This window comes from uncultured Maribacter sp. (genome assembly GCF_963974015.1).
In the GTDB taxonomy this organism is placed as follows: domain Bacteria; phylum Bacteroidota; class Bacteroidia; order Flavobacteriales; family Flavobacteriaceae; genus Maribacter.
In genome coordinates this window covers 1-12,241 of record NZ_CAXBBZ010000031.1, presented here as the reverse complement: position 1 = coordinate 12,241, position 12,241 = coordinate 1, and the positions used below count along the sequence as shown (strand labels likewise).

The following is a 12,241-nucleotide window of genomic DNA, read 5'->3' as shown; positions in this document are numbered from 1 at the left end:
AGTGCGTACCTATTTTTATTCTCCTTGGCTTTTCTAAGAATTTGTTGGTAATGAGAAGATGTATTACCGAATTGGTTCGCCAAGGCATCTGACAATGGCTTTATATTTTGCTTAAAATCAATATCATTTACCGTAACGGCATCAAAACGAATCGTGTATTTAGAAACCGATGTTGCCAAAAGACTACCATCGTCTGAATATAGGTTACCCCTATTAGGTTCGATCGTAAAAATATGAGAGGTACGTGTTTCTGCTAAAGCTTTGTATTTTTCGCCATCTACAAGTTGTATGGACACCAACTTAAAAAGCACGGCACCGGCGAACAGCACAAGAAATACTGCTACAATATAGAGTCGTTTAAGTATACTTTTATCCGTTGCGGCCATTTATTCCTTCCCATTTAAAGATTTGACCCTAATTTTCTGCGGCGGTGTTTCTGAAGGAAAAAGTCCTTTCTCAGATATCTTACCCGTTATGTTCGATTCTAGTTTCAACTGCTGAACATCTGACCGCATGTCTACGAACTCGTTTCGAAGCTCTTTCACTTCTTCGTTCAATAAAGCGATTTGGTGAACTTTCTGATCTGCACTATGCGAGCTACTGATCATTACCGTTGCCAAAAATGAAATGAAAATGATGAACAGCCAATTCTTGGGCGAGTCTCCGCTCACCAAAAATTTGCCTTTCAACAGGTCTAAGACCCCAGTTTTCACTTTATTTTTAGTCATTACGTTCTGCTATTCTCAGTTTGGCACTACGTGCCCTGTTATTCAATTTTATTTCTTCTCGAGACGGAACTATCAATCCGCCAACCTTTTTTAAGGGTACTTCTATGTTTCCATAAAAGTCTTTCTCCGGCTCACCTTCAAACTGTCCGGCTCGTATATATCGTTTTACCAATCTATCTTCTAAAGAGTGATAACTAATCACACTCAATCGCCCTTTCGGATTCAATAAATCTGGCACCTGCTCTAAAAACTCCTTGATCACTTCGATCTCTTGATTCACTTCGATACGGATCGCCTGATAGATCTGCGCCAAAATCTTATGTTGCTTATGCTCTGGCAAAAACTGCTTTAACGCTTGTTTTAAAGCGTCGGTCGTTTTTATTTCCTCAACTTCCCTACTTGCTACCAGTACTTTCGCCATGGCGTTGGCGTTTCTAATATCACCATACTCGAACAACACTTTACGTAAATCGTCATACGTGTATTTGTTCACCACCTCATAAGCAGAAAGCGTATTACGCTTGCTCATTCGCATATCCAAATCTGCATCGAAACGGGTAGAAAACCCTCTTTCGGCCTGATCGAACTGATGCGATGAAACTCCGAAATCTGCCAAGATCCCATCTACTTTCCGAATGCCATAGAACTTTAAAAACTGGGTGATGTACCTAAAATTTTCCGCTATTAGCGTAAATCGCGGGTCACCTAAGGTATTTGCCTGCGCATCTTCATCTTGATCAAAAGCGAACAATTTGCCGCCTGCACCCAATCGTTTCAATATTTCTTTAGAGTGACCGCCACCGCCAAATGTCACATCTACATAAACTCCATTCTCTTTGATGTCCAAGCCATCTACCGATTCTTTCAGCAATACAGGGTTATGATACATCTCCTTCAGATTTTTCACCCAACATTACGCGCTTGGCCAACTTCACTTTTTCCTCTTTCGTTGCACTGATAGATTCATCATATGCCTTCTTGTCCCAAATCTCTAAACGCTTCCCTATTGGCGCAATAACCACTTCTTTAGAAATGCCCGCCAATGAAATAATATCTTTCGGTATCAATAATCTACCGGTGGCATCTACCTCTACTTGTCGTAGGCCTGCCGTATACATTCTTATAAACTGTAAGTTCTCTTCATCGAACCTGCTCTTTTCGTTCAATTCTGCCATTACTCTGTGCCACTCGTAAGCCGGGTATAGCTCTAAACATTCGCTCAGATATGATTTTTTAATAAAAAAACCGTCTTTCAGTATCGGAGCCACTTGATTACGCAAGGCAATAGGCAGCATAATACGCCCTTTAGCGTCTGCCTTGCAATTAAATGTCCCAAAGAAATAAATGTCCAAATTGGTCGGTTTTATTTATATAACTCAAATATATAAATATTATTACCACATTTTACCACTAAAATCCACTTTGTTAATAAATTACCCCACTTTTGAACACCTTTTAACACCTGAGTCTTCTTTTGAACTTAATTTTCACACTCGACCCATAAAATCAGAAAAAAGGAAATCATAGAAGATTTGCAGACCCGCCTAATTAAAAGAGTTGTTTGCTATTCTAGGTAATTACCTATATTTGGGCAAATATGATGCGCAGAGTACATGGAAAACGATTTGATCAACGACGGTACGTTTAATTACATTGAAGTAGGTGAAGGCAAACCCATTATAATTCTTCACGGTCTTATGGGTGGACTTAGTAATTTTGAGGGTGTAACGACCCATTTTCCTCCAAAAGGCTATAAGGTGCTCATTCCTGAATTGCCCTTGTATTCAATGCCGATGCTCAAAACAACGGTGAAGAATTTCGCCAAATACCTCAAAAAATTTATTGAGCATAAAGAATTGGACGATGTTATTCTTTTAGGCAACTCGCTGGGCGGCCATATAGGTCTGCTATACACCAAAATGTATCCGGCAAAAGTAAAGGCCTTGGTCATTACCGGTAGTTCTGGACTTTACGAAAGTGCCATGGGTGATGGCTACCCAAAGCGTGGTGATTATGAGTTCATTAAGAAGAAGGCACAAGATGTTTTTTACGACCCGAAAATCGCTACCAAAGAGATCGTTGACGAAGTTTTCGCAACGGTTAATGATCGTATAAAATTGGTGAAGACCTTGGCGATCGCTAAAAGTGCCATACGTCATAATATGGCGCAAGACCTACCAAAAATGAAAACGCCTACCTGTATTATATGGGGAAAGAACGATAGTGTAACTCCGCCAGATGTGGCAGAACTTTTTGATGAACTGCTGCCTAATTCAGATTTATTTTGGATGGATAAATGCGGGCACGCTCCTATGATGGAGCACCCACACGAATTCAACGCCATTCTTGATGCTTGGTTAGAGAAAAATAAATATTAAAATTTTCTACGGATGAAAATAAAGTCGGCCGACTTTGTAATTAGCAACTCCGATGTTGCCCGATGCCCTAATGAGCCTATACCCGAGTATGCCTTTATCGGTCGCTCTAATGTAGGTAAGTCTTCTTTGATCAATATGTTGACCGAGCGTAAAAGCTTGGCAAAAACATCGGGTAGACCTGGAAAGACCCAGCTTATCAACCACTTTAAGATCAATGAAAATTGGTTCTTGGTCGATTTACCGGGGTATGGGTACGCACGTGTCTCTAAACGCGATAAAAAAACCTTTCAGAAATACATTACCAATTACTTTCTACAACGCGAACAACTGGTCTGTTCTTTTGTACTGGTAGATATACGCCACGAGCCACAACCTATAGATATGGAGTTTATGCAGTGGATGGGTGAAAACGGTATACCCTTTGCCATTATTTTCACCAAGGCCGATAAGCTTAAACCTAAGGCGATAGAACGCGATGTTAAAACCTATTTAGATACGCTTACCGCCGATATGTGGGAAGAAGCACCGCAACATTTCGTCACCAGTGCCAGCCACCGCAGCGGCCGCGACGAGCTGTTGAACTTCATAGACGACATCAACGCGAAATTTTTCGAGGCAACCAAGAAATAGTTGTCGGTGCTATGGTGTAAGAGCTTAATATTCAGAAGTAAAGGATGCTTTATTGGGCCTATGGCCTACAACTTATAGGGTATTTACAATTAGTCACCACCATCCTTAGCACAGTATAAAATAGACACGGGAATACAAGTTCCTAAAGCCAGCACCCAATATGCTCCCTTGGTTGCATATAATATAAGTGAAAGAAAATCAATTGCCATGAAATGTGTCCTAACGGCATTTCCTTAAACTTTAGGGAACATTCAGGATTGTCCATGAACGCACACCATATCCGATAGGCCCTCTATCATATAGCCCTTATTTTACACACGACCACCTTACAGACTGCAATTAGTTTTTTGGTAATATTTGGCCCTAAACCGGTTATCACCTTTAAGACGGGTCCCATTCCAAGTATTTGCGCCAGTTATGCTGTTCTTTGAACCCTAGGACTTCACGGATTTTCCGATTTGAAAACAAGGCCTCATGCTCCCCTAGTTCGCGTGTAATTGGTACATTAGGGAAGAATTTTTCCGCAAGTTCTTTACTGGGGATAACGGCACCATTGTGATCGTTTCCAGCATTGAACACCTGATAACCGAGCCCGTCTTTTTGTAAGCACAAATCTACGATCTGCCCCAGGTCGCGGGCATCAATATAACAAAAGGCGTTTCTACGCCGTACCTCGGGATGTTTAAAAAAATAGGGAAACAGCGTTGCATACTCATGGGGTTCGATTACATTACCGATCCTAAGGGCATATATATCAAAACCGGACCGCCGTTGAAAGGTCCGTGCCGTTTTTTCATTTACAACCTTGGACAAGCCGTAACTATCCATGGGGTCCACATCATAATCTTCCTCTAATGGTAAGGTATGGGGGTCGGTTTTCCCGTCTGAAAAACAGACGCCATAGGTGGTTTCAGATGACGCGATAATAATCTTTTTTATTCCTAGCTTAACCGCCGCCTCAATGACATTATAGGTACCCATGGTGTTCACCCTAAATGTTTCATTATCTGGATTGATCAAGATCCTAGGTACAGCGGCAAAATGCACCACGGCATCAAATTTTGGCACCCCATTACCTAGTTCCAATTCATCTAACCCGGTATACGAGCTCAAGGCATTGAACATTTGTCCGGCATCTGTAATATCCGCTATCAGATTGTCTACACCCGGCAAATCTAACGGGGCCAGATCTACGTTCATAACTTTATGCCCTTGCGCCAAGAGGTAGGAAATTACATGTTTTCCCGCTTTTCCCGATCCTCCTGTAAAACATAGACGTTGTTTCTTCATAGATACACTTGTATAAATTTATTTGTACTTGTTTTAAAGGCTTAGGATCGGCACTGCACATGGCCGCTCAATGGCATGGTCCTTGTTTTTGCTTTGTTCCATTGAAGATTGGCATACTACATCCATAGCCCAGATGAATTTAGCCTTCTAAGATAATTTATTTAGATGATACCAGGTACTAGCGCTTTAGACCTAATACCATTTTCAATTATGTTCAGGTCACTGCAAGACCGCTTTACCACTTCGCGTACATTGGTCGTCGCCTATGGGCCGAACAAGTAACTTAGACAACCAGTTTAGTGCTACCTAAAAATACCACAATACAGCCTGACTTAAACATACACCCTATTTCCACACACTGCTTGCTCATAAGCTTACCCTTTGTATTCTATACCTCCTAGTGCATACCGCGCACCAGTCCATGGATTTCCCCAACCAAATCCTCCACTGCCTCCATAGCGTTCAACCGCTCTGTAGATAACAACACCTCTAGATCATACTCGGTTTCCACCAATATAATAGGATAGGTAAACGCATGACCAAACTTGCTTTTGTAACTCTTTTGAAATTCGTCTTTATGTAGAAAGGAAAGTATATAGCCTTTGGCCAACAAGGTTTTGCGGAACGTTTTCCATTTCTTTTTCTCGATAAACGCACCGAAGGTTAACGAGCAGAGTGCACAATTATAGGTTGCGGGACTCATAATTTTATGGGCAAAATCAAGCATTTTGCTGCCGGTATCGCTATTGGCATTATAAATAAAGAGGATTTTCTTTGACATTCCCTTTTAGTCGTAAAAATACCCAATCTATACAGGGTTATTATCAAAATATGAGTTCTCTACCTTTAGTCGAACTGCAAGTCGTAGGCTCTTTCTTTAGTGGCATCCTACAGGTAGTGACGTAACATGCTACTCATAGAAATACACGTGCTGGCAAGTAGAACCCATACGATACTAGCGGTTTTTTTTACCATGCTACATTTTATATAGGAATCATATTGTTTTGGTTACCTAAATCGGAAGTTGGTTAATAATCGGAGAAGAATTTCTAGAACTCCCCTATTACATTAGGCTCTCAAGAGAACTAATGGAGTTCATTACCCAAGCGCTGAGGAAGCAGCACGGCAATTGCCCCATCGTATGTTGATAGTACCGTGGCATACCGAAAATTGTTAACAAGATTTCTTAATGGTAAATGCCGAATGGAACTAATGCCCTTAGTCTCCCAAATTACTATGAGACGATTAAAATAAAAATAACGGTAAAATTGTAAATTTGGCTATCAGATGTAGCGGTTAAATCGAACTATAAAAAATTGGTGCTGTGACCACATCGAAATGTAGTCCCTTTTTACACGCTACGGTTCATTAAAAAGCCCATGGTGGTAATTCATAAAAAAGAAAAATGTCCAGATTAAAAGCGTTCAGAGAACAACAAAATTTAACTCAAGAAGAGCTATCAAAAAAATCGGGTATTTCAGCACGAACCATACAACGAATTGAAACAGGAAAAGAACCCAAAGGCTATACACGCCGAGTTTTAGCACAGGCATTGGAAATAGAGGAAAATGAATTGCTACAAAAAGTGCCTAAGCAAGAACAACCGGAAATTTCACCTGGCAAAGAAGAAACCAAAGAGGTGGCTTTAATCAACTATTCTTTGCTAAAATTGATAAACCTTTCTTCAATTCCATTTATAATCATTCCTCCTTTAAATATCATCGTTCCCTTTGTTTTAATGCTCACCCTAAAACAAAAAAACAGGTTTACCAAACAGCTTATTTCATTACAAATACTTTGGACCATTATAGCACCTATAGTTTTTATGCTCGGTATCTTTTTAAAACTCGGAAATGAGTTTACCATGATCCTTATTATTCTGATTGTATCATCCAACGTATTTATAATTCTACGCAATGCTATAGAAATAGACAGGAACAAAAAACTGTATTACCATCTGAATTTCAGTATGATATAAAAACTGTCGGGATATTGTCGGGGTATTGTCGAGTCGTTTTTCAGCGAAATGAAAATGAGTTTTTAACCTTTGTTCAAAAACAATCATTCACCACAAAACGAAATTCATGATGTCCAAAAAAATCATCCTTTACCTTACTATCTCTATCATTTTTAGCGCAAAAAGCATTGCACAACTTGGCAAAAATTCAGAACTATACAACACCATCCTATCCAAAGACAGCTTACTATTCAATGTAGGCTTTAATCAGTGTGACATTGCACAATTTGAGCACCTGTTAAGTGAAAATTTGAAATTTTATCACGATAAGGACGGAATCTCCGACAAAGCCAAATTTCTTTACGACCTAAAAAACGGATTATGTAAAAGCCCCGAAACGCGTCAGGTAAAACGGTATTTAGTTAAAGAGAAAACAGAAATTTTTCCACTGTATAAAAATGGGGTTTTATATGGCGCCATTCATAATGGTGAACATTTATTTTACGAAAGCAAAGAAAGCCAACCCGGTATTGCAAAGTTTTCAAATGTATGGGTGCTAGAAAATGACCAATGGAAATTAGGAACTTCTTTAAGTTATGGTCATGAAGCCTACGAAATGCAATCCACAGAAAATTCGATTTTTGAAAATGACACAGAAATTGAAGCATGGCTAAATGAAAACAACGTACCCACCCTAGGCCTTGGCATAATTGAAAATGGCAACCTTAAACACATAAAAGTTTTTGGTGAACTTAAAAGTGGTGTTACCGCACCTTATAATACCATTTTTAATGTAGCATCATTAACAAAACCGGTAACCGCAATGGTTACCTTAAAATTAGTAAGTGCAGGAAAGTGGGACTTAGATGAGCCCGTTTACACCTATTTTACCGACCCAGACGTTGCAGCCGACCCACGAAGCAAAAAACTTACGACACGACATATTTTAAGTCATCAATCAGGATTTCCCAATTGGAGGTATTTAAATACATCGAACAAATTAAATTTTCAATTTGAGCCCGGCACCCAATATCAATATTCGGGTGAAGGCCTTGAATATTTGCGAAAAGCCTTGGAACATAAATTCAATACCTCTTTAGACCAATTGGCCAATGAACTCATCTTCGGGCCTTTGAACATGAGCGATACGCACTTTACATGGAGCGATACGCTAGACGAATCACGTTTTGCCATTGGGTATGATGCTAAAGGAAAAAGCTATGAAATCCTAAAACAAAAAACGCCAAATGCTGCAGATGATTTAATGACAACTATTGAAGATTATGGTAATTTTTTAGTAAGTGTAATGAATGGTGGTGCACTTTCTAAAAAGGTTTTCGACGATATGGTTACGCACCAAGTGGCCACCAAAAATGGAAAACATTTCGGACTCGGATTTGAAATCTATGATTTTAAAAATGGAGATTATGCATTATCACACGGCGGAGCGGACAAAGGTGTACAAACCATCGTTTTTATATTTCCGAAAACAAAAAAAGGATTGCTCATCTTTACCAATGTAGATGATGGGTATAAAGTGTACGAGAAAATAATAGCGCATTACTTGGGTGCGCAAGGCAAAGAAATAATCGAAATTGAAACAGCAAATTAAAAACAAACTGCTCGCTGACACTTCATACTGAAACTGCCTACTGAATACTGAGACATAACAACGAAACATTAAAATGCCGGGCATGTTCATTCGCTCTTTAGGATAAAGTTATACCTTCATTAAAAATTTAGACATCATCTACATTTCGAAAGATCATGATGAAAAGAATTTCAATAGTATTTCTTCAGGCGGTCATCGTGCTTATTGGTATTGTGGCACTTACTTTTTTGATTTGGACTCCATTGACCGAAGGTCGAGCCACAAATTTAGATGTGTTCAGTATTTACTCTGACCCGTTCATTTTGTATGTATACGTTGCATCGATCGCTTTTTTTATTATCCTCTACAAAGCGTTCAAGTTGCTCAGTTACATCGGGCAGCATAGGGTATTCTCATCAAGCGCTATTAAAATATTAAAGCGTATAAAATATTATGCAATCGTACTCAGCATTTTGATCGTCATGGCAGGGGCATATATCAAATTATTCCACCATCTAGATGACGATCCTGCGGGTTTTCTTGCTATTTATGCTTTAGGGGTCTTTGCTTCTATTGTAATCGCAGCCACTGCGAATGTATTCGAAATGATCGTACAGCATGTCATCGCTATGAAAGCTGAAAATAAACCTGCTAACTGAAGACCAAACCCTGAACCGCAGCAACCAACTCCTCCACCGTTTCAAAGCCATTCAATTTCTCTGTCGTGACCAACACTTCTAAATCATGCGCTGTTTCTACGAGTATTATAGGATAGGTAAATGCATGCCCAAACTTGCTTTTATAGCTTTTTTGAAATTCGTCTTTATGTAAGAATTCAAGTTCGAAGCCTTTGGCTAATAGGCTTTCTCTAAAAACTTTCCACTGCTTGTTCTCGGTAAAGCTACCGAAGGTTAAACTACAGAGTGCGCAGTCGTACGTTGCGGGGCTTATTATTTTATGGGCGAAATCGAATAGTTTACTACCGGTATCGCTATTGGCATTATAAATAAAGAGGATTTTCTTTGGCATGGTCTTTTTGTCGTAAAAACAAACCAATCATACAAAATTTGTGGCATTTTACGGAAACCCGTAAGTATAGCTGGACTACAAATTGTAGGTTTATTCTTAAGTGGTAACTTAGGTGGTACGTTTTTCGTGCTAAATTGAGAAATAAACATACCATGGTACATTTATACGTACGTTACCACACATTAAAACAAAACTATGAACAAATACAAATATCTATTTACAATTTTAGTCTTATTAAGCATCCTTATTTCCTGTAGTTCAAATGACGAAGAAAATGAACCTCAGATTATAAAACCTGAAGTACTTACGATTAACGCAACAGTAGGAATTAACGGAGGGGTTACCCTTTCAGGAAGCTACGATTCCAATGGGAATAATATTTCAGAAATAGGATTTGAATATTCATTAGATAGTCTGTTCAACAATAGAATTGTACTCAACTCGGAATTAGGTTCAAACAATGAGATAGAATATTTTCTTGCTAATGGAATTGAAGAAAATATAAAATATTTCTACAAAGCATTTGCAAAATCTTCTGGTGAATCATTTTATGGAGGCGTTAAGAGTTTTATTTCCGACGGTAGTGTTGCGCCTGAAATAAACTCTATTTCAAATGATTTTGGTCATATAGCCGATACTTTAGAGATATATGGAAAATATTTTAAAGATGATAATTATCAAACGCTTGTAGATTTTTCTAACATAAATGGACAAATTATTTCATTAAATGACACAATTATTAAATGTAAAGTACCTGCGAATATTAACAATGTGATTAATGATGTTAGGGTGAAAATAGACAATAGAGCAGATTCTTATTCCTCTTTTACATTATTCGAACCAACAATAGAAACTATTAACCCGATAGTTGGCGTAATTGGAGATACTTTATCAATTAATGGAAATCATTTTGATATTGTTAATTCGAGAAATAAAGTGCTTTTTGGAAATATTCAATCAACAGTAATTGAATCAAATAGAGAAAATATAAACATCATAGTACCTGAAAATATTGAAAACCCTACTGAATTAATTAAGTTAAATGCGCAATTACAAGATGTAACATATAACACTTCGTTTCAATTATCTACGCCAGAAATAAATTCTATCTCGCCCTTAAATGCTACATTTAGAGATGAAGTAACCATAACAGGAAATAATTTTGATTTTGAAATATCCAGAAACAAAGTCTATTTTGGAAATATTGAAGCAACAATCACATATGCTGATAAAAACACTTTAGTAGTAACCGTTCCAGATGATTTAGAAAGTAGTTCAGAACCAATAAAGGTGGTCGCTCAACTTCAAGAAGTTGTTTTCAATGAAAACTTTCAACTGATTCCACCAGAAATAAATTTTGTTCCTCAAAATGTTTATGTAAATCAAGATATTACCATTCAAGGAGCCTATTTTCATCCTATTTTGGACAGAAATAATATCACTATAGAAGATATAGAGGTAAACCTTACAACTGGAAATACAGAAAGTCTTGATACTAAAATACCTCTAGGCCCTTTTCCTAGAAGAAAAGCTATTGTAAAAATTCAACTGTTAGACTTAATTGTAGAATACGAAATTGAACTTAATATTTTAGATAAATGGATTATGGTTTCTAATAGTTTACCATTTAGATTTTACAGGGGTATAAATAATGCTGTTGTAGCTAATAATGAAGCTTTTGTAATTGCACCTTCGGCTGATGAATTTAGTGGAACACCAACTTATTATTTATGGAAATTTAACCCAGAAGATTTTAGCTGGGAGCAATCAAATATTCCTTTTACAATGAAATGGAGCGCCGTTTCAGTTTCAAACGGTAATAAAATATTTATTTATGATGCAGAGAGTGATAATGGTTTTTGGCAGTTCGACCCAATAACCGAACAATGGAATCAACTAACTGCCTATCCGGGAGCAAGACGAGATTATCCGACCCACTTTTCAATAAACGATGATATATACATTGGAATGGGGGCAGATTTTGAGCCCTATACAAGCATAAAATATGGAGATTTTTATAAATATTCACCCTCTACAAATAGCTGGACACAAATTGCTGATTTTACTTATCAAAACTATTCTCTAAGAACTGAAACATCAACATTCACTATCAATGATATAGCTTACGTTGGTAATGGAGCAACAAATACAGGAATGATTGACTATTGGTCTTATCATCCAAATACTGATGAATGGATAAGGATTGCTGATTTTAATGATTCTAGAAGATATACTGGTTCATTTGAGCTTAATGGATTTGGGTATGTAACTGGAGGAACACCTACAGGCGGAAGTAACAGAAATGACTGTTGGAGATATGACCCTACATTAGATAATTGGACTCAAGTTGATGATATTGGACCAATTGTGAGAGCAGGACATTTTTCATTCTCTATTAACGGGAAAGGTTACATTGGTGGTGGAATTTGGTCTATTAGTGCTGAAAGATATGACATGTTTGAATTTATACCTTAAAAATAACGTGTGGTAACAATGGCTATAAGTAATTGCTTGTTCTCGCCTACTTTGGAAATTCCTGTGGAATTACCAACTTGGTGTGTACTTACAAAGTTAAGTACTAACCCACGCAACTACTCATAGGTACTGTGTCAAAAAACAAGTTTTTTCTTTAATAATT

At 37.8% G+C, this 12,241-nt stretch carries 12 protein-coding genes and 1 pseudogene; 6 read left to right on the top strand and 7 right to left on the bottom strand.

Going from position 1 to position 12,241, the window contains the following annotated elements:
• The 4 genes and pseudogenes from AACZ41_RS17600 to AACZ41_RS17585 all read right to left on the bottom strand — a co-directional run.
• Positions 1-386, bottom strand: a pseudogene (locus AACZ41_RS17600) (penicillin-binding protein); the annotation flags it as partial.
• A complete protein-coding gene (locus tag AACZ41_RS17595) occupies positions 387-713 on the bottom strand; it encodes an FtsL-like putative cell division protein (protein ID WP_339629912.1) in 327 nt (108 codons plus the stop codon).
• Between the two features lie 7 nt (positions 714-720).
• Positions 721-1,617, bottom strand: coding sequence for a 16S rRNA (cytosine(1402)-N(4))-methyltransferase RsmH (gene rsmH / locus AACZ41_RS17590; RefSeq protein ID WP_339629910.1), 897 nt, complete (start codon positions 1,615-1,617; stop codon positions 721-723).
• Positions 1,607-2,080, bottom strand: a complete 474-nt coding sequence (locus tag AACZ41_RS17585; RefSeq protein ID WP_339629909.1) for a division/cell wall cluster transcriptional repressor MraZ — start codon at positions 2,078-2,080, stop codon at positions 1,607-1,609. The genes rsmH and AACZ41_RS17585 overlap by 11 nt, the downstream gene beginning before the upstream one ends.
• 261 nt (positions 2,081-2,341) lie before the next feature.
• On the opposite strand from AACZ41_RS17585, the gene AACZ41_RS17580 reads away from it, so the two are divergent.
• Together AACZ41_RS17580 and yihA are read left to right on the top strand one after the other, a co-directional pair.
• A complete protein-coding gene (locus tag AACZ41_RS17580; RefSeq protein ID WP_339629908.1) occupies positions 2,342-3,106 on the top strand; it encodes an alpha/beta hydrolase in 765 nt (254 codons plus the stop codon).
• Between the two features lie 12 nt (positions 3,107-3,118).
• Positions 3,119-3,736: a ribosome biogenesis GTP-binding protein YihA/YsxC gene (gene yihA, locus AACZ41_RS17575; RefSeq protein WP_339629907.1), complete on the top strand. Its 618-nt coding sequence runs from the start codon at positions 3,119-3,121 to the stop codon at positions 3,734-3,736.
• A 381-nt stretch (positions 3,737-4,117) separates the two neighbouring features.
• Here the strand turns inward: yihA and AACZ41_RS17570 are convergent, their stop codons facing one another.
• Together AACZ41_RS17570 and AACZ41_RS17565 are read right to left on the bottom strand one after the other, a co-directional pair.
• Positions 4,118-5,026: an NAD(P)-dependent oxidoreductase gene (locus tag AACZ41_RS17570; RefSeq protein WP_339629906.1), complete on the bottom strand. Its 909-nt coding sequence runs from the start codon at positions 5,024-5,026 to the stop codon at positions 4,118-4,120.
• 397 nt (positions 5,027-5,423) lie between these two features.
• Complete coding sequence (locus AACZ41_RS17565) at positions 5,424-5,807, bottom strand: GTPase (RefSeq protein ID WP_339629905.1); 384 nt, start codon at positions 5,805-5,807, stop codon at positions 5,424-5,426.
• Positions 5,808-6,431: 624 nt separating this feature from the next.
• Here AACZ41_RS17565 and AACZ41_RS17560 point away from each other — a divergent pair.
• From AACZ41_RS17560 to AACZ41_RS17550, 3 genes are all read left to right on the top strand, one after another.
• A complete protein-coding gene (locus AACZ41_RS17560; protein ID WP_339629904.1) occupies positions 6,432-7,004 on the top strand; it encodes a helix-turn-helix domain-containing protein in 573 nt (190 codons plus the stop codon).
• A 109-nt stretch (positions 7,005-7,113) separates the two neighbouring features.
• On the top strand, positions 7,114-8,595 hold the full coding sequence (locus AACZ41_RS17555; RefSeq protein ID WP_339629911.1) for a serine hydrolase: 1,482 nt from the start codon (positions 7,114-7,116) through the stop codon (positions 8,593-8,595).
• A 242-nt stretch (positions 8,596-8,837) separates the two neighbouring features.
• Positions 8,838-9,233, top strand: a complete 396-nt coding sequence (locus AACZ41_RS17550; RefSeq protein WP_339629903.1) for a DUF2975 domain-containing protein — start codon at positions 8,838-8,840, stop codon at positions 9,231-9,233.
• Here the strand turns inward: AACZ41_RS17550 and AACZ41_RS17545 are convergent.
• Entirely contained in the window at positions 9,226-9,603 is a 378-nt protein-coding gene (locus AACZ41_RS17545) for a GTPase (protein WP_339629902.1), read from the bottom strand. The genes AACZ41_RS17550 and AACZ41_RS17545 overlap by 8 nt on opposite strands.
• A gap of 195 nt (positions 9,604-9,798) precedes the next feature.
• Here AACZ41_RS17545 and AACZ41_RS17540 point away from each other — a divergent pair, with 195 nt between their 5' ends.
• Positions 9,799-12,078: an IPT/TIG domain-containing protein gene (locus AACZ41_RS17540; protein ID WP_339629901.1), complete on the top strand. Its 2,280-nt coding sequence runs from the start codon at positions 9,799-9,801 to the stop codon at positions 12,076-12,078.
• Positions 12,079-12,241: the final 163 nt, after the last annotated feature.